Source organism: Hydrogenophaga taeniospiralis CCUG 15921 (assembly GCF_001592305.1).
Classification (GTDB): Bacteria; Pseudomonadota; Gammaproteobacteria; order Burkholderiales; family Burkholderiaceae_C; genus Hydrogenophaga; species Hydrogenophaga taeniospiralis.
Map to the genome: position 1 here is coordinate 172,800 of NZ_BCWR01000006.1, position 23,452 is coordinate 196,251.

A 23,452-nucleotide genomic window follows, 5' to 3' on the forward strand; every position below is an offset into this window, starting at 1 on the left:
AAGTCTGGGCACTTTCTAGCACAGTGCGCCCACGCTGTGGACCCGCAGGTGTTCGAGCGGAAGGATCACCCACACAAACGGTTACAGATTGGGCCCGAGCCAGCGCCGCAGCTCGCTGGCGGCCACGCCGCTGCGCTCGGCCAGGTCCTCCACTTGGTCCTCGCCGATCTTGCCGACGTTGAAGTAGCTGCTGTCGGGGTGGCCCAGGTAGAAGCCGCTCACGCTGGCCGCAGGCGTCATGGCCAGGCTGTCCGTCAGCGCCATGCCGATCTCCTCAGCCTGCAGCAGCGCGAACATGGCGCGCTTGACCGAATGGTCGGGGCAGGCCGGGTAGCCCGGCGCGGGGCGGATGCCCTGGTACTTTTCCTTGATCAACTCGTCGTTCGCGAGCTGCTCGTCGGCCGCGTAGCCCCAGAGGTCGGTGCGCACGCGCTGGTGCAGGCACTCGGCAAAGGCTTCGGCCAGCCGGTCGGCGAGCGACTTGAACAGGATGGCGTTGTAGTCGTCGTGGGCGTCCAGGAACTGCTGCTCTTTCTTGTCGATGCCCAGGCCGGCGGTGACGGCGAACAGGCCCACGTAGTCGTCGGCCACGCCCTTGGGCGCCACGAAATCGGCCAGGCAGCGGCTGGGGCGCAGCACGCCATCCACTTCCTGCTTTTCCGTTTGCTGGCGCAGGCCGTGCCAGGTGAGCGCGACCTGGCTGCGGCTCTCGTCGGTGTAGAGCTGGATGTCGTCATCGTTCACCGTGTTCGCCGGGTACAGGCCGATCACGCCGTTGGCCTGCAGCCAGCGGCCTTCGATGATCTTCTTGAGCATGGCCTGCCCGTCGGCAAACACCTTGCTGGCCTGCTCACCCACCACCTCGTCCGTGAGGATGGCGGGGTAGGGGCCGGCCAGGTCCCAGGTCTGGAAGAACGGGCCCCAGTCGATGTATTTCGCGATCTCGGCGAGGTCGAAGTTCTTGAACTGGCGCTTGCCGATGACCTTGGGTTTCATCGGCTTGAAACCGGCCCAGTCGATGGGCGTCTTGTTGGCACGCGCCTGGGCCAGCGGCCACAGCGGCACCTGCTTCTTGTTGGCATGCTGCGTGCGCACGCGGTGGTAGTCGGCGTTGAGCTCGGCGATGTATTTCACCCGGCTGTCGCCGATCAGGCTCTGCGCCACGCTCACGCTGCGCGAGGCGTCGGGCACGTAGACCACCGGGCCTTCGTAGTGCGGCGAAATCTTCACCGCGGTGTGCACGCGGCTGGTGGTGGCGCCGCCGATCAGCAGGGGGATGCCCTTCTCGCGGAAATGCGCGTCCTTCTGCATCTCGCCGGCCACGTACTGCATCTCTTCCAGGCTGGGCGTGATCAGGCCCGACAGGCCCACGATGTCGGCGCCCTCTTCCTTGGCCTTGGCCAGGATCTCGTGGCACGGGACCATCACGCCCATGTTCACCACCTCGAAGTTGTTGCACTGGAGCACGACGGTGACGATGTTCTTGCCGATGTCGTGCACGTCGCCCTTCACGGTGGCGATCACGATCTTGCCCTTGGGCTTCACGTCCGCGCCCGCGGCCTGCTGCGCCAGCTTCTCGGCTTCGATGTAGGGCAGCAGGTGGGCCACGGCCTGCTTCATCACGCGCGCGCTCTTCACCACCTGGGGCAGGAACATCTTGCCCTGGCCGAACAGGTCGCCCACGACGTTCATGCCGTCCATCAGCGGGCCTTCGATCACGTTGAGCGGGCGGCCGCCCTCGGCTTCGATCTCGCGCCACATCTCTTCGGTGTCTTCGCTGATGAACTCGTTCATGCCGCGCACCAGCGCGTGGGCGAGGCGCTCACGGATCGGCAGCGCGCGCCACTCGTTCTTCTTGCTGTCGTCCTTGGCCGCGCCCTTGGCGTTCTCCGCCACTTCCACCAGGCGCTCACCGGCGTCGGGCCGGCGGTTCAGCACCACGTCTTCCACGCGTTCGCGCAGCTCGGGCTCCAGCTCGTCGTACACGCCGACCATGCCCGCGTTGACGATGCCCATGTCCATGCCGGCTTTGATGGCGTGGTACAGGAACACGGTGTGGATGGCTTCGCGCACCGGGTCGTTGCCGCGGAAGCTGAACGACACGTTGGACACGCCACCACTCACCTTGGCGCCCGGCAGGTGCTGCTTGATCCAGCGCGTGGCGTTGATGAAGTCGACCGCGTAGTTGTTGTGTTCTTCGATGCCGGTGGCGATGGCGAAGATGTTGGGGTCGAAGATGATGTCTTCGGGCGGGAAGCCCACCTCGTCCACCAGGATGCGGTAGGCGCGTTCGCAGATCTCGACCTTGCGTTCGTAGGTGTCGGCCTGGCCCTTTTCGTCGAAGGCCATCACCACGGCGGCGGCGCCGTAGCGCTTCACCAGCCGCGCCTGGCGCTTGAACTCGTCCACGCCCTCTTTCATGCTGATCGAGTTGACGACGCCCTTGCCCTGCACGCAGCGCAGGCCGGCCTCGATCACCTCCCACTTGGAGCTGTCCACCATCACCGGCACACGCGCGATGTCGGGCTCGCCCGCGATCAGGTTCAGGAACTTCACCATGGCGGCCTTGCTGTCGAGCATGGCCTCGTCCATGTTGATGTCGATCACCTGCGCGCCGTTCTCCACCTGTTGGCGCGCCACGGCCAGCGCCTGCTCGTACTCGCCGTTCAGGATCATGCGGGCGAAGGCCTTGGAGCCGGTCACGTTGGTGCGCTCGCCCACGTTCACGAACAGGCTGTCGTCACCGATGCGCAGCGGCTCCAGGCCGGACAGCAGCATGGGCGGCACGGCGGCGGACGAAGAGGGAGAAACGGCGGAGTCGGAAACTGCGGACATGGGGCTCACCAGGGTTGCGGACAAAAACTGGTGAGCGCCGTTGGGGGTCTGTGTGACCGGCCGGGACCATGTGACCCCGACGCCTCAAGCCTGACACCGGGTGCGGGCATCGGGACGATGCCCCCGGCGCTGCAGCGCTCCTTGAGAGGGGGTGATTTTAGCCGCCAACGGCGCCAGGCATGACGCTGGTGCGATGTTTGCTTGTGCTCCCGCCAACCACCCCACGCCCATGCCACCGCCCCACCGCACCGACCCCGACACCCCCGCCACCGACTGGCACGCCCAGGAGCTGCTGCTCATGCGCGAGGTGATGAAGCTGGTGGGCCGCAGCCTGGCGCCGGCTTTTGTGCTGCGCGAGATGCTGCACCTGATGAGCGAGCTGCTGGGCCTGAACCGCGGGCGCATGGTGCTGGCCGACGAGGCCACGCCCGGCACATCGGGCGCCGAGCGCACCGCCTCGGTCCGCCACGCCTACGGCCTCACCGCCGAGGAAGCGGCGCGCGGTGTGTTCCGCTGGGGCGAAGGCATCACCGGCCGGGTGCTGGCCAGCGGGCTGCCCGCCATCGTGCAGGACGTGGACGCCGAGCCCTTGTTTCTCTTTCGCACCGTGGCCCGCGCCCAGCTGCCGCCGCAGACCGTGGCCTTCATCGCGCTACCGATCGAGGTGAACGGCGCCACCGTGGGCGTGCTGGCCTGCCACCGCATCCGCAGCCGCCAGCGCCACCTGAACGACGACCTGGCGCTGCTGCGCATCCTCGCCACTCTGGCCGGCCAGCTGCTGCAGCTGGAGCAGCTGGTGGCCGAAGAGCGGCGCCAGCTGGCCGCGCGCAACCAGGCGCTGGAGCACGCGCTCGACGTGGGCAGCGCGCGCTACGGGCTGATCGGCCGCTCGCCCGCGCTGCTGCGGGCGCTGGGCGAGCTGGAGCGCGTGTCGCAGTCGCAGGCCACGGTGCTGCTGCTGGGCGAGTCGGGCACCGGCAAGGAGCTGTTTGCGCGCGCGGTGCACCTGGCCAGCGGCCGGCGCGACCAGCCCTTCATCAAGGTCAACTGCTCGGCCATTCCGGACACGTTGTTCGAATCCGAGCTGTTCGGCTACGAGCGCGGCGCCTTCACCGGCGCGAGCACGGCGCGCGCCGGCTGGTTCGAGCAGGCCAACAGCGGCACGATTTTTCTGGACGAGATCGGCGAGCTGCCGCTGGCCATGCAGAGCAAGCTGCTGCGCACCCTGCAGGAAGGCACGCTGGTGCGCCTGGGCGGCACGCGCGAGATCCGCGTCGACGTGCGGCTGGTCGCGGCCACCAACCGTGATCTGGCGCGCGAGGTGCAGGCCGGCGGCTTCCGGCAGGATTTGTATTACCGCCTCAACGTGATCCCGATCCGCCTGCCCAGCCTGCGCGAGCGGCGCGAAGACGTGCGCGCGCTGGCCCTGCATTTTGTGAGCCGCGCCAACCAGGCGCACCAGCGCAACGTGAACCTCGCGCCCGACGCGCTGGCGCGGCTGGAGGCGCACGACTGGCCCGGCAACATCCGCGAGCTGGGCAACCTGATCGAACGCCTGGTGCTGCTGGCCGACCACACGCTGGTGACCGCCGCGGCGCTGGAGCGCTTCATGCCCACCGCCCTGGACCGCGCGCCCCCGGCGCCCGCCTCGGCCCCGATCCCGCCCGCCCTGCCCGCAGCTGGTGGCCTGGTGCGCGACTACCTGAGCGCCACGTCACACGACGCGCAGACCTTGCAGGACGCGCTGACCCGCCACCAGGGCAACCAGTCGCGCGCGGCGCAGAGCCTGGGGCTCACGCTGCGGCAGTTCGGCTACCGGCTGCGCAAGGCGGGTTTGCGGTGAAGGCCAGGGTTGAAGGGTTGGGCTGAAAGCCGACGCAACGGATCTGTGACAGCATCAGGGCCATTGACCAAGACTTGCGAGAAGCCGCCATGAAAACCATCGACGAAATGCTGAACCTGGCCTTGCTGACCCCCGATCAGCACCAACAAATCAGCCGCTGGATTGCGCAGGCCGCCTCGCCCGACGAGATTCTGAAGATGCCGCCCTTGCTGTGGCGGGCCGTCGAACGGGCCAGCGCGGTCATGGGCATCGACGAAGACCTGATGCGCCCGCCTGCGCTGGATGCTGATGATTTGGTTTGCGGATAGGCGGCGCACCGGACGGGTCGCGGGGCGCTTCACCGGACAAGACGGTCGGGGCGAGCATGGCACTCATTGCCAGGAACGGTCATCCGTCCATCCATAAGCCGATGAACCCGTCGCACAACGTTCGAGCTACGCGGGCGAGAGCGGTAGGACGCCAGACCAAGCTGGTGGCCTACCGACGGGCGCCGGAGTTAGGCATCACCCCCATCCCAGTGCTTGCGTCCGCCTCTCCATGTTTGTGTTTGAAGAACCACGGTCCTAACAATCATCAACCTTGCACATAGTGGGCGAAAGAGACTCTCTTCAACTTTCTTTTGCACAGCCTTAAGTTTCTTGTCAATTACATATTTCTTAAGCGCATATATGCCAACCAGAACGACTGAACCTAACCAAGGCAACGAAGAATAGGTAGCAGTTAGCCCTTCTATTGCGCCTTTGGAAATAGCCGAGTACCCAATGCCAAGAACGAGAATCGGCACAAGAAATATGAAGGAGTGAAACTGAAGAAACACTCTCACACGGGCTCGAAGGTACTGTGCATAGATCGCGAATATCTTCGAGTCGACCCACAGCCCGGCCCAAGACATACCGCGCCAGACTGGTGACATATCAAGGCTGATCGCTTCCAAGTCAAGAAGCTCCCCGTAGATGTCTTCTGCCGCCACGGCAAGTGGCGATTTGTCAACCCGAAGTCTGGCGATACTTGCGGCAAGTTCCCTCTGATGGATCTCGTCGACTTGCCTTCGGTCGCGCTCCCACTTTGCGCTCTGCGTCGCGAGAGTGCGATACCGCCAGAAGTCTTTCCATGACCATTTGACGCTGAGAACAATGTCGCGCCGCACAAGTGCAAATTCCTTCTTCAGCACGTCGAGCGCCACCTCATGTTGCAGCGTCCCGAGACATTGCTGTACTTTTAAGAAGGCGTCAGTGATGCTCTTGAACTTCTTGAGCGGCTCAGAGCTACCAAGACGCTTTGACTCTTGGCCGAAATGCTCAATCTGCTCGTGAATGTATCGTTCCAGCGGATTGCAAGAGGAAATCATGGCAGTTATAAAGCCAGTCTAGGTTGTACGGCTAAATGAATGAAAGGGCCTTTCCCGTCCCCAACGATCCGCGCAGTTGCGGGGTATTGCATCCAGGTGCCACGATGAGAAGTGCGAGCCCTCATCAACTCATTCGCTTTTTGGAAGGGGGTGGTCCATCGCAATGGTATCTCTTGGCGTCGATCTGGCAAAGAACGTCTTTGCTGTTCGCTGCGTTGACTTTCGGGGGAAGCCTTTGCAACTTTGCAAGATCCGGGATTGAAGCGCAAGAAATATACCGATCCCTATTGGAGCACCTGTTTAATCATCTACCGGCTTGCCATAAGAAATAAAAGTCATTTTTTCTTGCCTCTTGTTTTTCCTTGAGAGTTTGATTGAACTCCAAAAGAGGACCAACAACGGCCGAGGTGCCACCCAAGGCAGCAACAATATCACCTATATTCGAAGGCAATACGCCTCCATACAACCCAAAAGACGCAGTTGCAACTCCAAATAGCACCTTTTCGGCAATTGATGTGCGAGAGTTTTCTTTCCAGTCCTTGATCTTCTTGTCAATTATATTGATTTCAGGAAGAATTTCGTCGCGAAATATTTTTGAAACTTCTTCTTCATTCCATTGACGAGTTTCCCTCATTAATTTATTTAACTTATCTCGATAAACTGCAAAAGCTTCTTCCTCTTTTTTACGCAGATCAAGAATAGAAGAAACCTGCGCGAAATGAACGGTAGGCAAATAATGCTTCATCGCATTCTCAAATGCCGCCGAGTTTGCAATATAAGCCTTCGAGTTAATCTTGGATGCAACTTTTAAGCTGGTTCTATTGTCGCAAAGATATGAAGTCCCGTTAAGAGCGGAATGCCATTCTTGAATTGATAGATCATGCACAATCGGCCCAACTATTTGATGCAGGATGTTGCACTCTTGTACTTCATCTTTTTCAAGGCTATATGGCGCTGATTTCTCCATAAATGGCAAGAACAAACTGGATATGGGCGCGTGAGCGTGAAAATATATTGCTCCGTGCTCGATGATTTCCTCAGGGCCAGTAACTTCGAAAAATGGTTTGGCTTTGTTTCCGCCCACGAAGTCAAATGTTACCTTGCATCGCTCGAGCATAAAACCTTCTAAAGCCTGATATAGCTTTTCCTCTTTTTTGGCGATGGAAGCTGAAAGAGGCTTGGCAATCTTCTCGGCGTGCAGGTCGCAAAAACTAGCGTTTACAGAAGCATACTTAATTAAGCCAATATCAATCAAAGGCTTAAGATATAAATAGTTGGATATACCAGATAGAACCTCTTCACGTTCAATCTCCCGAATAGGTCGATCGCCTCGCAGGTATACGGATTCAAATGGACTCTGAATATACACCTCATCCGCATAAAGGGACGCAAACGAAACGAGCTGATCCAACTTTCTCTTTCTACACTCGCGTGCCGAGCAAGGATGCGGCCCTCCACTTAATGCGGAATTAGCGATAAAGGAGAAGTTTTCGTTAGACGATCCACCAGAGCCAAAATGATGCCTTGATATTAGGGATGCGACTTCAACAAACTCGAAAAGATCTTCCTCCGCACTATTGAATACGGCATCTCTTATATTACCCTCACCCCAGAGAGCAATAGCCTCATCCATTTCTTTTATAAATTCCATAAGATCTCCGAATATTCAACTTTAATTCAATCGGCAACACGTCGAATAGCAACAATAGCCGTAGCTAGAAAAAGCCCCATGAAAGTCAAAAATATTATGAACTCAATTCCATACAACATCGTGCCGTATGCATACGCAGACTTAATAGATTAAAAAAGCCTGACAAGGACTGCTGCTCGCCCCCGCGTTGACAAGTCCGGGTCGCTATTCGTTAGCAGTCTACCGGGGGGAAAGGCATTGAGGGTGCTGCGGCTGACGATATTGAACAATAGATAAAGATTTGCGACGCTTTGCTGACGCCCTCACTCGGGAACGAACTCTTCCCGCACGGTCGCGAGCTAAGACGTCAGTCATCCACCATCGCCACTGTGTTCACATTGTGTCAACACAGTGGCGATTTCTCGCGGCGAAATCCCTCAGCGTACTTCTGTGCAAATCTCCATAAACCTATTGAAATCAACGGCTTCCGCGCGTTGACCTAACTACGCGCCGCCTTGGCACGACCGTTGCAAAAGAGCACCCAGGCCATCCTGCCTTTGCCCTTTTCAAGAGGTCCCCATGAGCATTGAAGCCACCCTGATCGCTCCCGATCAACTCGCCTCCCTGCAAGCCGCCGAACCGGTGGTGATCATCGACACGCGCGACGCCGACACCTTTACCGCCGGCCACATTCCCGGCGCGGTGAACCTGCGCGAGGTGTTCACCTTTCTCGCCACCTCCACGCCCGAGGGCCTGCAGGCGCTCAAGGCCACCTTTGCCGACGCGCTGGGCAAGGCCGGCCTCTCGGGCGCCGAGACCGCCGTGTTTTACGAAGACGCGATGAACAGCGGCTACGGCCAGTCGTGCCGCGGCTACTACCTGCTCACCTGGCTGGGCTACCCCAAGATCAAGGTGCTCAACGGCGGCTTCAGCGCCTGGAAGGCCGCCGGCCTGCCGGTGTCCACCGAAGCGGCCACGCCCACGCCCGCCACCTTCCCCGAGCTGCCGATGAGCGACGTGATGCTGACGCAGGCCGATGTGCAGGCCGCGCTGGGCACCGACACGGTGTTGCTCGACGTGCGCGATGTGGACGAGTGGATCGGCGACAGCTCCAGCCCCTACGGCAAGGACTTCGCGCCGCGCAAGGGCCGCCTGCCGGGCGCCAAGTGGATCGAGTGGTACCGCTTCATGAAGCCCTCGGCCCAGGGCCCGGTGTTCAAGACACCCGACGAGGTGAAGGCCGAGTGCGCCACCGCCGGCATCGCGCCGGACGACACGGTCTACCTGTATTGCTTCAAGGGCGCGCGCGCGTCCAACAGCTTCCTGGCGCTCAAGCAAGCCGGCTTCTCGGACGTGCGCATGTACTTCGGCTCGTGGAACGAGTGGTCGCGCGACGAGAGCCTGCCCATCGAGACCGGCCTGCCGGTCGCCAAGTCCAGCAAGCCCGCCAGTCTGGCGATGGCGGCTTGAGCCGTTTTCTTTTCAACCCCCTTCTTTTCACCCTTCAGGAAATTTCATGTCTTCCACCGACACCCTCGAACCCACCGCCCCGGTCACCACCGTCAAGACCTACCTGCGCCCCATCGACGCCAACGGCCTGGCCGACTTCGCCGCGGGCGGCAAGGCCAACCCGGCGCGGCGGGGCACCAACAAGGTCCACACCGTGATGGAGGGGCAGTACCGCTCGCTGTCGCACGTGGGCGAGAAGCACTTGGTGGTGGTGGACGAGCCGTTGCACCTGTTCGGCGAAGACACGGCGCCCGCGCCCGGCGAGATCGTGCTCTCGGGCCTGGGCGGCTGCATCGCCGTGGGCGTCACGGCCGTGGCCACCTGGAAGGGCGTGAAGCTGAGCAAGCTGGAAGTGTTTCTGGAAGGCGACATCGGCAACCCGGCGGCCTGGGGCGCGGGCGGCGCGCTGGAGAAGACGCCGCTGGAGATGGGCTTTCAGGCGATCCGCGTGAAGGTGCTGGTGGAGGGCGACGCGAGCCGCGAGGTGCTGGACGAAATCGTGCAGCACGCGAACTTCTACTCGCCCGTGGCCAACACCATGCGCAACCCGATCCCGTTCGAGATCTCGATGGCTTGAAAGCACGGACATGAACCCCGCCGACCTGCCCCCCGAACTGGCTGCCCAGCCCGCCCACCTCATCGACGCCGTGCGCGCCATCGCCCAGGGCCCGCTGGCCGAACAGGCCTACGCCATCGACCGCGGCGCCTACCCGGTGGACGTGATGAAGCAGCTGGCCGCGGCCGGCGCCATGAGCGCGCACCTCACGCGCGCCGACGGCACGCCGGGTGACTACGGCCAGGCCATCCTGGCCATGGCGGAAGCGGCCAAGGTCTGCGGCGCCACGGGCTTCATGATGTGGTGCCAGTGCGTGGCCGGGCTGTACATGCAGGCCTCGGGCAACCCGGCGCTGACGGGTGAACGGCTGGCGCGCCATGTGCGCGGCGAGACGCTGGGCGGCACCGGCCTGTCGAACCCGATGAAGAGCTTTGCGCAGATCGAAAGCCTGCTGCTCAAGGCCACGCCGGTCGAAGGCGGCTACCTGGTGAACGGCACCCTGCCCTGGGTCAGCAACCTCGGGCCCGACCACTACTTCGGCGCCATTGCCAGCGTGCAAGTGGACGGCGCCTGCGCGGGCCGCGAGATGATGTTCATGCTGCGCTGCGACGCGCCGGGCGTGGCGCTCAAGACCTGCCCCGAGTTCTCGGGCATGGAAGGCACGGGAACCTACAGCGTGCACTGCAAAGACCTGTTCGTCGGCACCGACGACGTGGTGGCCGACCCGGCCAAACCATACATCGCGCGCATCCGCGGCGGCTTCGTTCTGCTGCAGTGCGGCATCGCGGCCGGCATCATCCAAGGCGCGATCGACAGCATGTGGGCGGTGGAGGGCCAGCTGGGCCATGTGAACCAGTACCTGGAAGACCGGCCCGCCGAGCTGCAGGCCGAGTTCGACGCGCTGGTGGGCCGCATCATGAAGCTGGCCGAGACGCCGTTCGACACGTCCACCGACTACTTCATCGACGTGCTCGACGCGCGCGCTCACGGCGCCGAGCTCTGCCTGCGTGCCGCCAACTCCGCGCTGATGCACCAGGGCGCGCGCGGCTACCTGATGAGCAGCGAGGTGCAGCGCCGCGTGCGCGAGGCGCAGTTCGTCGCCATCGTCACACCGGCCATCAAACACCTGCGCAAGGAGATTGCGCGGCTGAGTGCCGAGGAGATGCCGGCATGACACCCGCCGCCCAGCCCACTCCGGTGGCCCAGGTCGTCGCAACCCTGGGGGCACCTGCATTCAAGCAGTACATCTGTCACGCCTGCGGCTACATCTACGACGAGGCCGCAGGTGACCCCGACAGCGGCCTGGCCGCCGGCACGCGCTTCGAAGACATCCCCGACGACTGGGCCTGCCCACTCTGTGGCGTGACCAAGGGCGACTTCGAGCCCTACAGCGCGGCCAGCCTGGACGAGCTGCGCGCGCGCGCCGGCAGCGCGGCCCCGTTGGCGAAACGCGGCGGCACGCCGGGCGTGGTCATCGTGGGCGGCGGCCGCGCCGGCTGGCAGATGGCCGAAGCCCTGCGCGCACTCAACGCCGCGCTGCCCATCACCCTGGTGAGCGCCTGCGCCGCCGACGTGTACGACAAACCCCTGCTCTCAGTGGCCGTGGCGCGCCAGATGGACCCCGGCAAGCTCGTCAAGGAAACCGGCGCCGACGCTGCGAAACGCCTGGGCGTGCGCCTGCTCGCCCACACCGACGCCGTGCGCATCTGCCCCGATACGCGAAGCCTGCGCACCACGCGCGGCACGCTGCGCTACGACCAGCTGGTGCTGGCCCACGGCGCGCAGGCCGCGCTGCCGCCCGCCCTGCCCGCTGCCCACTGCTGGCGCATCAACCACCTGGGCGCTTACCAGCGCCTGCGCGCGGCGCTCGGCACCGTGGAACAGTCCGGGGCGAAAGACGTGGTCATCGTCGGCGCTGGTCTGATCGGCAGCGAACTCGCCAACGACCTCGCGCTCGGCGGTCACCGCATCACCCTGCTCGACGTGATGGCCGAGCCGCTCGCGCGCTGGCAAGCCGAGCAGGCCGGCACGCAACTGCTGGCCGCCTGGAAGGATCTGCCGATCCGCTTCATCGGCGGCGTGCAGGTGGTCAGCGTGGAGAAGCTGGGCGACAGCTACCGTATCACCACCGCCTGCGGCCAGAAGTTCGTGGCACACCAGGTGATCGCCGCCGCCGGCCTGATGACCCCGCCGCGCCTGGCGCAAAGCGCCGCGCTGGACTGGAACAACGGCATCGCCGTGGACGCGGCCACGCTGCGCACCAGCAACGATCGCATCCACGCCCTGGGCGACTGCATCACCATCGCCGGCCAGGCCAGCCGCTACATCGAGCCGATTGCGCGGCAGGCGCGGGCGATTGCGGCGCACATCTGCAACCGCGATCCGGTGCCTTACGAGGCGAAACCGGTGGTGGTGCGGGTGAAGACCACGTCGCACCCGATGACGCTGCATTGAAGTGAGACACTCCCGCCCCGCCACAGCGGCAAGCCATATTCAAGCAAGGTTGAATGTGAGGCCAGCGTTTTAAAGCCGGCTTTAAAACACGCGCTCAAGACTCCGGCGCCGCATGCGCCTTCGCGAACGCCAGGATCACCTCGCGCACGATCTTGCGTTGCGGGGCCGGCAGCTTCAGGAAGGCTTCGAAGGCCTCGCGCTCCTGGTAGCCCACGCCCTCGTCCCAGCGCTGGCGGCGCTCCTGCACCGAGTGGCGCACGGCCACGCCAAAGCGCAGCACTTCGGGCTCCACCCCGAGCCAGTCGGCCAGCACCTGCAGCTTTTCCTGCGACGGTATGGCCTCGCCGCGCAGCCAGCGGCGCACCCCCTGCAGCGTGACCGAACGCCCCCAGTAGCGCGTGTTGAATTCGCGTTCCAGCACCACCGGGCGCAACTCGTAGCCCGCCTGGGTCATGGCATCGCGCAGGCGCTGGGCAAACTCCGCTTTTTCATTCATGAACAGGAAAGTAAGTTTCGGGCACCCTCCTGAACACCTTTTGGTTGTTGTTTTGTTAAACTTTTTGTTCACACCAGGGGGAACAAAAAGCCATGAAGAAGTCACTGCTCCTGCGGCTGCCCGACATCGTTGCCCACGGGCACCGGCAGGCCAGCCACTTTCTGGCCAGTCTGGAAGACCGGCAGCGCATCGCATGGCACCCGCGGCAGCGGGCATTGTCCGCCCATGGCGCCGCGCACACCCCCGACCACTCGGACCACCCCAGCAGCGACCACCGCGATCACCTGGTGTGTGGCGACGATCTGGCGGTGCTGGCCGCGCTGCTGGCCGGTCACCCCGGCCTGCCCCGGCTGCGTGGCCGGGTGGGTCTGATCTGTTTTGACCCTGGCCCGGACGCCCCGGCGGCGCGCGCCGGCAGCGCGGCACAGGCCGACAAGGAGCGCCTGACCGGGCTCACGCTGCGGCTGCTGCTCATGCGCGCGCTGCTGGCGGACACCGGCTTCATCCGCGTGCGGCTCGGGCAAGACCCGGCGGGCTGCGCCCGGCTCGTGGTGGACACGGTGTTCGGCTCGGAAAACTGCGCGCAGGACATCCTCTGGCACACCCCGCCCTCGCCGCGCATGGCCAGCGCCGCCCTGCGCCACGGCATGGTGCATGTCTACGCCAAACACCGGCGCCGCGTCGAGCCCGTCCTGCCCGGCCCGACGGTGCCCTGGGGCCCGTCGTCCAGCCCGGCCGAGGCCATGCTGCGCCACCTGCTGGCCGTGTCCACCGCGCCGGGCGACACCGTGGTGGCGTTCAACGCCGGGGCCGAGATCGCCGCGGTGGCCGCGCCCTCGGCGCGCCAGTGGGTCATCACCGCGCCGGACACGCCGGCTTGCGACACCCTGCACCAGCGCCTGAGCGCCCGGGGCGCGCGGCCTTTTCTGCGGCAGGCCGTGTAGTGAAGCCCCCCGGCGGCGCTCAAGGCGGTCTGGAACCTGGAGACGCTCAGGGCGCTGATGCCACAGGGCCCATCCCGTACCGGGTCGTCAGCAGCACCTGGATCCTTGCGGCAATGGCCGCACATTCACCGGGCTCCAGAGCACTGAACTGCGCGCACCAAGCCTCCGACTGGGCAAACGCCGGAAACCGGGGCGGCTCGCCCCATTGCCAATCGGGATGCATCGCCTGCGGGCTTCTGCCAAACACATGCAGGTGCATCTTGCGGTGCAGCCGAGGGGTTTTGGGCCCCACAGGCTGGGCCAGCGCATTGAGCGCGTTGTTGCCGGCCTCCCAATAGTTCAGGCACCCGCCATCGAGCTGCGGCAAGGTGTCCAGCATGGCCTTTCCGGTGGCCGCCACCAGACAGGCCCAACGAACCAGCTCATCGGGTGTCAGCTCGCTTCTTTCCCAGACCGGTCGGGGCGGGTTGACCAGCAGGTGCCCGCCGTCCCTGCCATGGTTCATCGGCCGATTCGGCAGACCCACGGTGCCGCCGGCACAAACAACGAGGGTGTGATGCATGTCCAATTCGAGGTCTCCAAAACAAATGGGGTAAAAAAAGCCGGTACCGGTTTTCCATGGCGGCGGAGGTGTTTCACTTCAATCGCGGCGCCGCTTCACGCAGGCCAGCGCCGTGCCAGCCAGCAGCAGTGCCGCGCCGCCATAGATCCACGGCGCCGGCGCGATGGGCAACAGCAGACCCGCCAGCACGGGGCCGCCGCCCGCCCCCATGTCCCGCCAGACCGACCGCGTGGCCAAGGCCTGTATGCGGCCGGGCCCCGGTGTGCGAAGCGCGACCAGCGGTGGCAGCAGCGGCAGCAACAGGGCGCGCAGGATCACGATGGCCAGTGCGCTGGTCCACAACCAGCCGAAACCAAAGCCCACGAGGGCGACGGAGGTCAGCACCGAGAAGACCAGCAGCAGGACCTCCGGGCCATGCCTTTCGGCCATGTGTCCGCCCGCCGAACTCAGCACGATTTCCGCCAGGTAACGGACCGACAGCAACAGGCCCGCCACGATGACCGGTTGGCCCGGCAGCAGGTCACGGCCCAGGTACGACAGGCCGATGATGAACAGGCCGTCCAGCACCAGGCCTTCAACAAAAGAAAAGCGGTCCAGGCTGCTCGGGCGCCTGGCCCCTTTTTTTCCGGACGGCGGCTCGGCGTGGGGGGCGGTGGGCAGCTGGCGCGCGACCCGCACCGCCGCCAGCGCGGCGATCACGAACAGGAAAAAGATCGCTTTGGGGCCCAGCCACAGCGCACACACACCGCCCAAGGGCAGCGCCAGCATCGGCCCCAGGGCCGTCACCGCGCGGGAGCGCCCGGCCCGGCGCGCGGCGCCCGCCGGTTCGGCCGTGGCCAGGGCCTGCGTGGCCAGGTTCAGCGCGGCGAAGGCCAGCCCCCACAGCAGCCGAAGACACAACAAGGCGACGAAGCCGGTGACGGTGGCGTAGCCCAGCGCGCACACCGCAGCGGCCAGCGCCGCCAGCGTGCAGGTGAGCCGCTCACCGTGGCGGGCGTAGAACCGTGCCACCGCGCCGTACCCGGCGATGCGCACCAGGCGGTTCGCGGCCAGCAACATCCCCGCTTCGGGCAGGCTGACGCCAAACGCGGGCGCGAACATGGGCAAGAGCAGGTGGAGCACCGTGTCTCCCGGCAGTGACAGCCCGAGCACCCAGGCCGCCAGGCGCGCATCGCGGTCGGAAGCTGAGGCAGAAGGGGTGGTGGGCGCGGGCATGGGTGCATGGTGCGCAACGCCGCCACGCTCGACAAACGGTATTCCTGCGCGGTACGCGTGAGAAAATCGCACGCATGTTGCCCCGCCTGCCTCCGTTGAACGCGGTCCGTGCTTTTGCGGCGGCCGCGCGCCATCTGAGCTTCACCCGGGCCGCGCTGGAACTGCACGTCACGCACAGCGCGATCAGCCGCCAGATCCAGGCGTTGGAGGCCCACCTGGGCGTGGCCCTGTTCGAGCGCAAAACCCGGCAGGTGCTTCTCACGGCCGCCGGCCACCAGTTTTATGCGCAGGTCGGCCCCGCCCTGGAGCAGATCGGCGCGGCCGCCGAATCGCTCAGGGGCGGTGCGCCACCGCGCACCGTGAAGATCAACGTCCGGCCGACGTTCGCGGTGCGTTGGCTGATCCCGAGGTTGCCGGGGTTTGTGGCCCAGCACCCGGACATCGAGCCGCAAGTGATGACCAGCACCCTGCCGCCAGACAAGGCGCCGGATCCATTCGACCTGGCCATCCGGCGCGGCACCCGGGGATGGCCGGCCGCGATGCAGGTCCACCCGTGCCTGGAAGACGAGGTCCTTGTCGTGGGATCGCCCGTGCTGTTTGCCCGGTCTCCGGTCAATGGCCCCGCGTCGCTGGCGTCCCATGTGCTGCTGCTGTCCAGATCGCGCAGCAACGACTGGGTGCACTGGACACAGCGGGCGAACGTGCCCGCGTTGAAGCCCGCCGGTTGCCTGCAGTTCGAGCACCTGCACTTTGTGCTTCAGGCCGCCGTGGATGGACTGGGCTTCGCCTTGGCGCCGACATCCCTGATCGCCCATGACGTGGCGTCGGGGCGCCTGGTCTGCCCTTTGCCCGATGTGCGGATGGCACTGAGCAGCCACTGCGTCGGTGTGGCCCCGAACGCGAGCCCGCAGACCCAGCAGTTTGTCCAGTGGCTCCTGGCCGAGATGAAGACCCCATCGGCATGAGCTGAGAGGCTGAGCGCCTTTCGGGCGCGTCCAGCCACCCGCCGCAGCCCTGGCCCGGGCGGCGGCTCAGCTTCCGACGGGAACGATGGAAATGTTCCGGCGCACGACCGGCATCGAAGCCCGCGCACGCAGCTGGCCACACCCACCGTCCACGTCCTGCCCGGCGGACTGGCGCAGCTTGGTGAGGATGCCGCGGCGGTGCAGGCGGCGCGCGATGTCGGCCGCCTTTTCCCAGCTCGGGCGCTGGTAGGGCATGCCTTCGACGCTGTTGAACGGGATCATGTTGAGGATGGCGTACTTGCCCGTGAGCAGGCGCACGATGCCGTCGAGTTCTTCGTCGCTGTCGTTGATGCCGTCGAGCAGCGTCCACTGGTATTGAATGGGGTAGTCGGTGGCGCGGGCATAGATCTCGCCCGCTTCCACCAGCGCTTCGGGCGACAGACGCGGCGCGCGCGGCAGCAGTTGTTCGCGCAGATCGGCCCGGGTGGTGTGCAGCGAGAGCGCCAGCGCCGGCTTCACGCGGCCCAACGGCAAGGCCTCGAACACGCGCGGATCGCCCACGGTGGAGAACACCAGGTTCTTGTGGGCGATGTTGCCCACCGTGCCCAGCAGGTCGATGGCTTCGAGCACGTTGTCCAGGTTGTGCGCGGGCTCGCCCATGCCCATGAACACCACCTTCTTCACCGGGCGCAGGCTGCGCGCCAGCGCCACCTGCGCCACGATCTCGGCGCTGCCCACCTGGCGGATCAGGCCGGTGGTGCCGGTCATGCAGAACACGCAGCCCACCGCGCAACCGATCTGCGTAGAGACGCAGACCCCGTCGCGCGGCAGCAGCACGGTCTCCACCATCTGGCCGTCGCCCAGCTTCACCAGCAGACGCGCCGAGCCGTCTTCGCCCGGGTGTTGCGATTCGAGTCGCGCCAGCGCGGCCAGCTCGTCGGCAATGGCCGGCAGCTCGGCCACCAACGCGGACGGCAGGAAATGTTCGATCTGGCGCCGGCCACTGGTCTGCGGCAGTGCCTGACTCCACAGGCGCAGCACGCGCTGCTCGTGGCGGGGGTTGGCGCCGAGCGCGCGCAGGCGCTCGCGCAGGGTGTGAATACGCATGAACGCGATTGTCCCAGCAAGTACCACAAGCACCATGTCCACGTCGGTGGAAGAATCCGCCACTGCGGCGGACAATGCGCTTCCTTAGGAGACCCCACGATGAAATCCGTGTCCCACATCCAGCGCAACCCGCACGGCCATTGGGTCGGCGACGGCTTTCCGGTGCGCAGCATCTTTTCGTACAACGACAACCCGGCCGCGTTCTCGCCCTTTCTGATGCTCGACTTCGGCGGCCCCACCACCTTCGACCCAACCACGAAGCGCCGGGGCGTCGGCGCCCACCCGCACCGCGGTTTCGAGACCGTGACCATCGTCTACGACGGCGAGGTCTCGCACCGCGACTCCACCGGCGCGGGCGGCACCATCGGCCCGGGCGACGTGCAGTGGATGACGGCCGCCGCCGGCATCGTGCACGAGGAGTTCCACAGCGAGGCCTACGGCCGCAGCGGCGGGCCATTCCAGATGGTGCAGCTCTGGGTGAACCTGCCCGCGCGCCACAAGATGGCAGCGCCCGGCTACCAGGGCATCACCGCCGCGCAGACGCCCACGGTGGACTTGCCCGATGGCGCCGGCACGGTGCGCCTGATCGCCGGTGAATTCATGGGCACCAAAGCCCCGGCCAAAACCTTCACGCCCATGCAGGTCTGGGATGTGCGGATCAAGGCCGGCCACACCGTGACCCTGCCCGCGCCCGAAGGCCACACCACCGTGCCGCTGGTGCTCAAGGGCCGGGTGAAGACGCAAGGCGGCGCCGAAGCCACCGACGCCGAGATGATCGTCTACGAGCACGCGGGTGAGGGCGTGACGCTCACCGCGATGACCGACACCACCTTGCTCTGGCTGGCCGGTGAACCGATCGACGAACCCGTGGTGGGTTACGGGCCGTTCGTGATGAACACGCCGCAGGAAATTCAACAAGCCTTCGTCGACTTCCAGAGTGGACGAATGGGCAGGCTCTGAGCAACCACAGACCGGAGAACACGATGCTCGAAATGGTGATCAATGCCCGCGCCGCCGACCTCGGTCATGGCCTCAAGGTGCGGCGCGTGCTGCCGTTCGCGAAGCGCCGCAACGTCGGCCCCTTCGTGTTCCTGGACCACGCCGGCCCGGTGCCGCTGCCACCGCAGTACGACCGCGCCGCCGACGTGCGCCCGCACCCGCATATCGGCCTGTCCACAGTGAGCTATTTGCTCAGTGGACAGATCACACACCGCGACAGCCTGGGCACGCTGCAGATCATCCGACCCGGCGAGGTGAACTGGATGACGGCCGGGCGCGGCATCTCGCACAGCGAGCGCTTCACCCACCCCGACTCCTACGCCGGTGGCGGGCTGGAGCTGATGCAGCTCTGGGTGGCGCTGCCCGAGGCCGACGAAGAAACCGAGCCCGCCTTCACCCACTACGCCGCAGACGCCTTGCCCGTGATGGAAGCGGAGGGTGTGTGGATGCGCCTGGTGGCTGGCAGCGCCTACGGCAAGACCAGCCCGGTGCGCACGCATTCACCGCTGTTCTACCTGCACACCGAGTGGCAGGCCGGCGCCAGCAAGGCCCTGCCGGGCGGCCACAAGGAGCAGGCGGTGTACGTGGCCAAAGGCGAAATCGAATACGCGGGCGAACTCTATCAACCGGGCCAGCTGCTGGTGTTCGGCGACGACGCGGACGCCGTCCTCACCGCGCGCACGCCGGCCACGCTGATGCTCTTCGGCGGCGAGCCGCTGGGCGAACGCCACCTCTTCTGGAACTTCGTGTCCTCGCGCAAGGAGCGCATCGAACAGGCCAAGGCCGACTGGGCGTCCGGCCGCATCCCGCTGCCACCAGACGACAAGGACGAGTGGATTCCGTTGCCGGGATAAGACCGCTCAGAGACCCAGCTCGGTCAACCCGGGATGGTCGTCGGGCCGCCGCCCCAGCGGCCAGTGGAACAGGCGCTCGCTTTCAGGGATCGGCCGGTCGTTGATGCTGGCGTGGCGTTGCTCCATATAGCCCAGCGGATTGAACTGCCAGTTCTCGTTGCCGTGCGAACGGAACCATTGCCCCGAATCGTCGCGCCATTCGTAGACAAAGCGCACCGCGATGCGGTGACCGTCAAAGGCCCACAGTTCCTTGATGAGCCGGTAGTCCAGTTCCTTGGACCATTTGCGCACCAGAAACGCGTGCACCTCGGCCCGGCCCACCGGGAACTCCGCGCGGTTGCGCCAGCGCGTGTCCTCGGTGTAGACCTTGACCACCCGGTCCGGGTCGCGTGAATTCCACGCGTCCTCGGCCCCGCGCACCTTTTGCGCGGCGGTCTCAGCGGTGAAGGGCGGCAGCGGTGGGCGCGGTTCCATCAGTACTGCTTGTAAGGGAGGAACTTGCCCGACATGACGATGTTCACGCGGTCACCGTTCGGGTCGGCCTGGCGCTGCATGTCCATCTTGAAATCGATCGCGCTCATGATGCCGTCGCCGAACTCTTCGTGGATCAGTTCCTTGAAGGTGGTGCCGTACACGTTGACCAGTTCGTAGAAGCGGTAGATCAGCGGGTCGGTGGGCACGGTGGTGGGCAGCGAGCCTTTGTAGGGCACGACCATCAGCCACTTCTGCTCTTCCACGCTCAGGCCGAAGAGTTTGCCCAGCGCCTTGGCCTGGGCTGGCGTGGCCGTCATCTGGCCCAGGCACAGGGCCGTGGTCCATTCCTTGGACTGGCCCACTTTCTTGGCCACGTCGGCCCAGCTCAGGCCTTTGCTGACTTTGGTGGAGATGATTTTTTCGGTGACGTCGAGTCGGCTCATGGTGTTGCCTCTTGGTGGTGATGAAGAAAAGGTTCAGTGCGCTTTTGCGCGGGAAACGAGGAAATCAACAATGTGATTTCTGAGGTCGTAATAGCCGTCCAGGTGGTGCAACTGCGCCCGCGTGCGGCTGCGTGGCAGCGGGTTGACCACCACCTCGGCCATGCCACCGGGGCGGTAGCCCTGCTCGGTCTCCTGGCCGTTGGTCATGAGCAGGATGCGGTCGGCCAGAAGGATGGCTTCGTCCACGTCGTGCGTGATCATGAAAACGGTCTGGTGTGTCTCGCGCACGATGGCCATCAGCTCGTCCTGGATGGTGCCGCGTGTGAGCGCGTCCAGCGCGCCGAAGGGCTCGTCGAGCAGCAGCATCTTGGGACTGATGGCAAACGCGCGCGCGATGCCCACGCGCTGCTTCATGCCGCCCGAGAGCTGGCTCGGCTTCTTGTCGATGGCGGGCAGCAGCCCCACCATGGCCACGTGTTTTTCGACCTGCTGGTTGATCTGCGCCTTGCTCCATTCGGGCCAGCGCGACTTGACGGCGAAGGCGATGTTCTGCCGCACCGTGAGCCAGGGCATGAGCGCGTGGCTCTGGAACACCACGCCGCGCTCCAGGCTGGGGCCGCTGATCTCGCGACCGTCCATGAAACAGTTACCGCTGGTCGCGGTGTCGAGCCCCGCGAGCACGTTGAGGATGGTGGTCTTGCCGCAGCCGCTGTGGCCGATGATGCAGACGAACTCGCCCTGGTCGATGGCGAAGGAGACATCGGCGAACACGGGCTTGTCCGCCTGGTAGGCCTTGGCGAGCTGTTCGACTTTGAGGAAACCGGACATCGGGGAGGCCTTTTCGGTTGCAGCGGCCACCGGGGCCGCGTGGGCTGCGAGCGCCGTGCTCTGACGCACGCTGGTGTCACTCCACATAGGTCACCGCCTTCTGCAGTTGCGCAAACATCAGGTCGAGCAACATGCCGACCACGCCGATCACCAGCACGGCAAAGATCACGTTGGTCAGCGAGAGGTTGTTCCACTCGTTCCACACGAAGTAGCCGATGCCCGTGCCACCCACCAGCATCTCGGCCGCCACGATCACCAGCCAGGCGATGCCCATGCTGATGCGCATGCCCGTCAGGATGGTGGGCGCCGCGGCCGGCAGGATCACCTGGAAGGCCTTGCGCAGCGGGTTCACTTCCAGCGTGCTGGCCACGTTGAGCCAGTCGCGCTTGACCGCCGCCACGCCGAAGGCGGTGTTGATCAGCATCGGCCAGATCGAGCAGATGAAGATGACGAAGATGCCGCTCACGTCGGAGTCTTTCAGCGCGTAGAGCGCCAGCGGCATCCAGGCCAGCGGGCTGATGGGCTTCAACACCTGCACGAAGGGGTCGAGCGCCTTGCGCATCAGCGGCGACATGCCGATCAGGAAGCCCAGCGGGATCGCCACCACCATGGCCAGCAGGTAGCCCGCCGCCACGCGCGCCAGCGAATGCCCGAGCTGGATGCCGATGCCCTTGTCGTTCGGGCCCTTGTCGTAGAACGGGTCGGACAGGTGCACCCAGCTCGCCTGCGCCACGGCCAGCGGCCCCGGCACACCGGCGGTCTTTTCGGCGCCCGGGTCCTTGCCCATCATCTGCAGGTATTCGATCTCTTCGGCCGTCATGCCGGCCGACGAAGCACCGACCGACGGGCCGCTGGTCGCCAGCTCCCAGACGCCGAGAAAGCAGACCAGCAGCAGCAGCGAGACCACCGCCGCGCGTGCGTTGAGGCTGATGCGTTTCATGTCAGGCTTTCGAGATCGCGAAGCTCTTGGCGTACGCCGAGGCCTTGGCAGGATCGAACTCCTTGCCCATGATCTGGTGCTTGGTGTAGGTCGGGCCGGCCTTGAACTCGTGCCCCAGGTCCTTCATGTGCTTGCGCGCGTCGGTGATCAGGAACACCTTCTCGGCGATCGCCTTGTAGTCGACGTCGCCCTTCACGTAGCCCCAGCGCTGCATCTGCGTGAGCATCCACACGGCCATGCTCTGCCAGGGCATGGGGTCGAAGTCGGCGCGGTCGGGCACCTTCTGGATCTTGCCCAGGCCGTCGGCGTAGGTGCCGGTGAGCACCTGCCTGACCACGATCTCGGGCTGGTTCAGGTACTGCGCAGGCGCGATCACCTTGGCGATGAGTTCGCGGTTCTTCGGCTGGCGCGCCATGGCCGCAGCGGTGAGCACGGCGCGGTAGAGCGCGGCGAAAGTGTTCGGGTTCTTCTGGATGAACTCGGTCGTGGTGCCAAAGGCGCAGCAGGGGTGGCCGTGCCACAGGTCTTTGGTGAGCGTGTGCAGGTAGCCGACCTCTTCGTAGACCGCGCGCTGGTTGAAAGGGTCGGGGCCGAGGAAGCCGTCGATGTTGCCGGCGCGCAGGTTGGCCACCATCTCGGGTGGCGCGATCACGCGCAGCTGCACGTCGGTGTCGGGGTTGATGCCGTGCTCGGCCAGGAAGTAGCGCAGCAGGAAGTTGTGCATCGAGTAATCGAACGGGATGCCGAACTTCATGCCCTTCCAGTTCTTCGGATCGCGGTTGTCCTTGTGGCGGATCGACATCGTGATGGCCTGGCCATTGATGTTCTGGATCGTCGCCACGTTGGTGGGTATGGCGCTGGAGCCCAGGCCCATGCTCATGGCCAGCGGCATGGGGGAAAGGAAGTGCGAGGCGTCGTATTCCTTGTTGATCACCTTGTCGCGGATCAACGCCCAGCCCGCCGTCTTGGTGACTTCAACCTTGAGGCCCTGCTTCTCGTAGAAGCCCAGCGGGTGCGCCATGATCAGCGGCGTGGCGCAGGTGATCGGGATGAAGCCGATCTTGAGGCTGGTTTTTTCCAGCGCGCCCTTGTCCTGCGCCATGGCCTGCAGGCTCGCCACCGGCAGCACGCTGGCAATCGCCGCCATGGCGGTGCCCTTGCCGACCGCGCGCAGGAACAGGCGGCGCTGCTCGTCGTGCGGAAACAGCGCCTTCACGAGCGTGGCTTCGATGAACTGATTGCTGTAGGCCTCGAACTCGGCGCTCTCGCTGCGGCGGCGCAGCTCGGTGGCCGCGCTGTCGGCCGCGACCTCGGCGTGGTGGTCGGCCACGGTGTGGTCGCGCCCGCAGCTGCACTTCATCATGAGCGGACGGTCGGCGTTGTAGGGATCGAAGAATTCGGACATGGCGCACCTCGTGAGTTGATGACGGGGTGTGCATTGCAAGCGACG

22 protein-coding genes and 1 riboswitch are annotated in these 23,452 nt (G+C 65.0%); of the genes, 10 read left to right on the top strand and 12 right to left on the bottom strand.

Annotated features, from left to right (window positions below):
• Positions 1-81: 81 nt before the first annotated feature.
• Positions 82-2,835 carry a methionine synthase gene (gene metH / locus HTA01S_RS09875; RefSeq protein WP_084235998.1) on the bottom strand — a complete coding sequence of 918 codons (2,754 nt, stop codon included), beginning with the start codon at positions 2,833-2,835 and terminating at the stop codon, positions 82-84.
• A gap of 25 nt (positions 2,836-2,860) precedes the next feature.
• Positions 2,861-2,984: riboswitch (S-adenosyl-L-homocysteine riboswitch) on the bottom strand.
• 80 nt (positions 2,985-3,064) lie between these two features.
• On the opposite strand from metH, the gene HTA01S_RS09880 reads away from it, so the two are divergent.
• Positions 3,065-4,678: a sigma-54-dependent Fis family transcriptional regulator gene (locus HTA01S_RS09880; RefSeq protein ID WP_068170773.1), complete on the top strand. Its 1,614-nt coding sequence runs from the start codon at positions 3,065-3,067 to the stop codon at positions 4,676-4,678.
• 89 nt (positions 4,679-4,767) lie between these two features.
• Positions 4,768-4,986 carry a hypothetical protein gene (locus tag HTA01S_RS09885; protein ID WP_068170134.1) on the top strand — a complete coding sequence of 73 codons (219 nt, stop codon included), beginning with the start codon at positions 4,768-4,770 and terminating at the stop codon, positions 4,984-4,986.
• Positions 4,987-5,174: 188 nt separating this feature from the next.
• Here the strand turns inward: HTA01S_RS09885 and HTA01S_RS09890 are convergent, their stop codons facing one another.
• Positions 5,175-6,026, bottom strand: coding sequence for a hypothetical protein (locus HTA01S_RS09890; protein WP_068170137.1), 852 nt, complete (start codon positions 6,024-6,026; stop codon positions 5,175-5,177).
• A 304-nt stretch (positions 6,027-6,330) separates the two neighbouring features.
• Complete coding sequence (locus HTA01S_RS25215) at positions 6,331-7,677, bottom strand: hypothetical protein (protein WP_157572044.1); 1,347 nt, start codon at positions 7,675-7,677, stop codon at positions 6,331-6,333.
• A 558-nt stretch (positions 7,678-8,235) separates the two neighbouring features.
• Between HTA01S_RS25215 and HTA01S_RS09895 the strand changes: the two genes are divergently transcribed.
• From HTA01S_RS09895 to rd, 4 genes are read left to right on the top strand one after another with little or no spacing between them, the layout of a single operon-like run.
• Positions 8,236-9,126, top strand: coding sequence for a sulfurtransferase (locus HTA01S_RS09895; RefSeq protein ID WP_068170139.1), 891 nt, complete (start codon positions 8,236-8,238; stop codon positions 9,124-9,126).
• 46 nt (positions 9,127-9,172) lie between these two features.
• On the top strand, positions 9,173-9,742 hold the full coding sequence (locus HTA01S_RS09900) for an OsmC family protein (protein ID WP_068170143.1): 570 nt from the start codon (positions 9,173-9,175) through the stop codon (positions 9,740-9,742).
• Positions 9,743-9,752: 10 nt separating this feature from the next.
• A complete protein-coding gene (locus HTA01S_RS09905) occupies positions 9,753-10,895 on the top strand; it encodes an acyl-CoA dehydrogenase family protein (RefSeq protein WP_068170146.1) in 1,143 nt (380 codons plus the stop codon).
• Positions 10,892-12,175, top strand: coding sequence for a rubredoxin (gene rd / locus HTA01S_RS09910; protein ID WP_068170149.1), 1,284 nt, complete (start codon positions 10,892-10,894; stop codon positions 12,173-12,175). The genes HTA01S_RS09905 and rd overlap by 4 nt, the downstream gene beginning before the upstream one ends.
• 94 nt (positions 12,176-12,269) lie before the next feature.
• On the opposite strand, the gene HTA01S_RS09915 is transcribed toward rd, so the two are convergent.
• Positions 12,270-12,671: a transcriptional regulator gene (locus HTA01S_RS09915; protein WP_068170153.1), complete on the bottom strand. Its 402-nt coding sequence runs from the start codon at positions 12,669-12,671 to the stop codon at positions 12,270-12,272.
• A gap of 92 nt (positions 12,672-12,763) precedes the next feature.
• Between HTA01S_RS09915 and HTA01S_RS09920 the strand changes: the two genes are divergently transcribed.
• Complete coding sequence (locus HTA01S_RS09920; protein ID WP_068170156.1) at positions 12,764-13,615, top strand: hypothetical protein; 852 nt, start codon at positions 12,764-12,766, stop codon at positions 13,613-13,615.
• A 46-nt stretch (positions 13,616-13,661) separates the two neighbouring features.
• Here HTA01S_RS09920 and HTA01S_RS09925 read toward each other — a convergent pair whose 3' ends face one another.
• On the bottom strand, positions 13,662-14,177 hold the full coding sequence (locus HTA01S_RS09925; protein WP_157572045.1) for a hypothetical protein: 516 nt from the start codon (positions 14,175-14,177) through the stop codon (positions 13,662-13,664).
• Between the two features lie 78 nt (positions 14,178-14,255).
• On the bottom strand, positions 14,256-15,392 hold the full coding sequence (locus tag HTA01S_RS09930; RefSeq protein WP_068170163.1) for an MFS transporter: 1,137 nt from the start codon (positions 15,390-15,392) through the stop codon (positions 14,256-14,258).
• Positions 15,393-15,466: 74 nt separating this feature from the next.
• On the opposite strand from HTA01S_RS09930, the gene gcvA reads away from it, so the two are divergent.
• Positions 15,467-16,357, top strand: coding sequence for a transcriptional regulator GcvA (gene gcvA / locus HTA01S_RS09935; protein ID WP_068170165.1), 891 nt, complete (start codon positions 15,467-15,469; stop codon positions 16,355-16,357).
• A 66-nt stretch (positions 16,358-16,423) separates the two neighbouring features.
• Here gcvA and HTA01S_RS09940 read toward each other — a convergent pair whose 3' ends face one another.
• Positions 16,424-17,464, bottom strand: coding sequence for an RNA methyltransferase (locus tag HTA01S_RS09940; protein WP_068170168.1), 1,041 nt, complete (start codon positions 17,462-17,464; stop codon positions 16,424-16,426).
• Positions 17,465-17,563: 99 nt separating this feature from the next.
• Here HTA01S_RS09940 and HTA01S_RS09945 point away from each other — a divergent pair, with 99 nt between their 5' ends.
• Both HTA01S_RS09945 and HTA01S_RS09950 read left to right on the top strand, forming a co-directional pair.
• Positions 17,564-18,424 carry a pirin family protein gene (locus HTA01S_RS09945; RefSeq protein ID WP_068170170.1) on the top strand — a complete coding sequence of 287 codons (861 nt, stop codon included), beginning with the start codon at positions 17,564-17,566 and terminating at the stop codon, positions 18,422-18,424.
• Positions 18,425-18,447: 23 nt separating this feature from the next.
• Positions 18,448-19,317, top strand: a complete 870-nt coding sequence (locus HTA01S_RS09950; protein ID WP_068170174.1) for a pirin family protein — start codon at positions 18,448-18,450, stop codon at positions 19,315-19,317.
• Positions 19,318-19,323: 6 nt separating this feature from the next.
• On the opposite strand, the gene HTA01S_RS09955 is transcribed toward HTA01S_RS09950, so the two are convergent.
• The 5 genes from HTA01S_RS09955 to HTA01S_RS09975 are packed head-to-tail and all read right to left on the bottom strand — an operon-like array spanning position 19,324 to position 23,407.
• Positions 19,324-19,791: a nuclear transport factor 2 family protein gene (locus HTA01S_RS09955; RefSeq protein WP_068170177.1), complete on the bottom strand. Its 468-nt coding sequence runs from the start codon at positions 19,789-19,791 to the stop codon at positions 19,324-19,326.
• Positions 19,791-20,234 (bottom strand): cyanase, encoded by a 444-nt coding sequence (gene cynS, locus HTA01S_RS09960; RefSeq protein WP_068170181.1) that lies wholly within the window; start codon positions 20,232-20,234, stop codon positions 19,791-19,793. Before cynS ends, HTA01S_RS09955 begins: the two co-directional genes overlap by 1 nt.
• Positions 20,235-20,267: 33 nt before the next feature.
• Positions 20,268-21,149: an ABC transporter ATP-binding protein gene (locus HTA01S_RS09965; protein ID WP_068170187.1), complete on the bottom strand. Its 882-nt coding sequence runs from the start codon at positions 21,147-21,149 to the stop codon at positions 20,268-20,270.
• Positions 21,139-22,002 carry a nitrate ABC transporter permease gene (ntrB, locus tag HTA01S_RS09970; RefSeq protein ID WP_068170190.1) on the bottom strand — a complete coding sequence of 288 codons (864 nt, stop codon included), beginning with the start codon at positions 22,000-22,002 and terminating at the stop codon, positions 21,139-21,141. The genes HTA01S_RS09965 and ntrB overlap by 11 nt, the downstream gene beginning before the upstream one ends.
• A 1-nt stretch (position 22,003) precedes the next feature.
• Positions 22,004-23,407: a CmpA/NrtA family ABC transporter substrate-binding protein gene (locus HTA01S_RS09975; RefSeq protein ID WP_068170192.1), complete on the bottom strand. Its 1,404-nt coding sequence runs from the start codon at positions 23,405-23,407 to the stop codon at positions 22,004-22,006.
• Positions 23,408-23,452 lie beyond the last annotated feature (45 nt).

Coding starts and splice junctions, on each gene's coding strand:
- HTA01S_RS09965 (WP_068170187.1), bottom strand. CDS start 21,149: ATGTGGAGTGACACCAGCGTGCGTCAGAGCACGGCGCTCGCAGCCCAC.
- HTA01S_RS09925 (WP_157572045.1), bottom strand. CDS start 14,177: ATGCATCACACCCTCGTTGTTTGTGCCGGCGGCACCGTGGGTCTGCCG.
- gcvA (WP_068170165.1), top strand. CDS start 15,467: ATGTTGCCCCGCCTGCCTCCGTTGAACGCGGTCCGTGCTTTTGCGGCG.
- HTA01S_RS09940 (WP_068170168.1), bottom strand. CDS start 17,464: ATGCGTATTCACACCCTGCGCGAGCGCCTGCGCGCGCTCGGCGCCAAC.
- HTA01S_RS09905 (WP_068170146.1), top strand. CDS start 9,753: ATGAACCCCGCCGACCTGCCCCCCGAACTGGCTGCCCAGCCCGCCCAC.
- HTA01S_RS09975 (WP_068170192.1), bottom strand. CDS start 23,407: ATGTCCGAATTCTTCGATCCCTACAACGCCGACCGTCCGCTCATGATG.
- HTA01S_RS09885 (WP_068170134.1), top strand. CDS start 4,768: ATGAAAACCATCGACGAAATGCTGAACCTGGCCTTGCTGACCCCCGAT.
- HTA01S_RS09895 (WP_068170139.1), top strand. CDS start 8,236: ATGAGCATTGAAGCCACCCTGATCGCTCCCGATCAACTCGCCTCCCTG.
- ntrB (WP_068170190.1), bottom strand. CDS start 22,002: ATGAAACGCATCAGCCTCAACGCACGCGCGGCGGTGGTCTCGCTGCTG.
- metH (WP_084235998.1), bottom strand. CDS start 2,835: ATGTCCGCAGTTTCCGACTCCGCCGTTTCTCCCTCTTCGTCCGCCGCC.
- HTA01S_RS25215 (WP_157572044.1), bottom strand. CDS start 7,677: ATGGAATTTATAAAAGAAATGGATGAGGCTATTGCTCTCTGGGGTGAG.
- HTA01S_RS09955 (WP_068170177.1), bottom strand. CDS start 19,791: ATGGAACCGCGCCCACCGCTGCCGCCCTTCACCGCTGAGACCGCCGCG.
- HTA01S_RS09900 (WP_068170143.1), top strand. CDS start 9,173: ATGTCTTCCACCGACACCCTCGAACCCACCGCCCCGGTCACCACCGTC.
- rd (WP_068170149.1), top strand. CDS start 10,892: ATGACACCCGCCGCCCAGCCCACTCCGGTGGCCCAGGTCGTCGCAACC.
- cynS (WP_068170181.1), bottom strand. CDS start 20,234: ATGAGCCGACTCGACGTCACCGAAAAAATCATCTCCACCAAAGTCAGC.
- HTA01S_RS09950 (WP_068170174.1), top strand. CDS start 18,448: ATGCTCGAAATGGTGATCAATGCCCGCGCCGCCGACCTCGGTCATGGC.
- HTA01S_RS09890 (WP_068170137.1), bottom strand. CDS start 6,026: ATGATTTCCTCTTGCAATCCGCTGGAACGATACATTCACGAGCAGATT.
- HTA01S_RS09920 (WP_068170156.1), top strand. CDS start 12,764: ATGAAGAAGTCACTGCTCCTGCGGCTGCCCGACATCGTTGCCCACGGG.
- HTA01S_RS09915 (WP_068170153.1), bottom strand. CDS start 12,671: ATGAATGAAAAAGCGGAGTTTGCCCAGCGCCTGCGCGATGCCATGACC.
- HTA01S_RS09880 (WP_068170773.1), top strand. CDS start 3,065: ATGCCACCGCCCCACCGCACCGACCCCGACACCCCCGCCACCGACTGG.
- HTA01S_RS09945 (WP_068170170.1), top strand. CDS start 17,564: ATGAAATCCGTGTCCCACATCCAGCGCAACCCGCACGGCCATTGGGTC.
- HTA01S_RS09930 (WP_068170163.1), bottom strand. CDS start 15,392: ATGCCCGCGCCCACCACCCCTTCTGCCTCAGCTTCCGACCGCGATGCG.